At 63.2% G+C, this 231-nt stretch carries 1 protein-coding gene; it reads left to right on the top strand.

The window, feature by feature from the left end; all coding sequences use genetic code 11:
• On the top strand, nt 1–231 hold a 231-nt coding region (locus R0J87_RS25225; protein ID WP_498889761.1), incomplete at both ends, for a hypothetical protein.

Below are 231 nucleotides of genomic sequence, written 5' to 3'. Positions count from 1 at the left end.
CGCCGAGGGCATCAACACGATCGTCAATCCGGCGAACTGCGCCATGGGCAAGGAAGACCCCACGGAAGAAGAGCTCTCCGCCTTCGACAACGCCACGGTCGAGTCGTCGTTCGGGTTCCTCAACCTCGTCGGCAACGTCTTCGATCGCCAGGACGAAGCTGAAGCGCTCGTCAGCGACCTCCGCTCTCAGATCGACGCCGTATCGTCTGCCGTGGAAGGCCAGGAGACGCC

It is taken from the genome of Halomonas sp. SIMBA_159, assembly GCF_046536035.1.
In the GTDB taxonomy this organism is placed as follows: domain Bacteria; phylum Pseudomonadota; class Gammaproteobacteria; order Pseudomonadales; family Halomonadaceae; genus Vreelandella; species Vreelandella venusta_A.
Note: the sequence above shows the minus strand (reverse complement) of the source record. Positions and strands in the feature narration are given on the sequence as shown.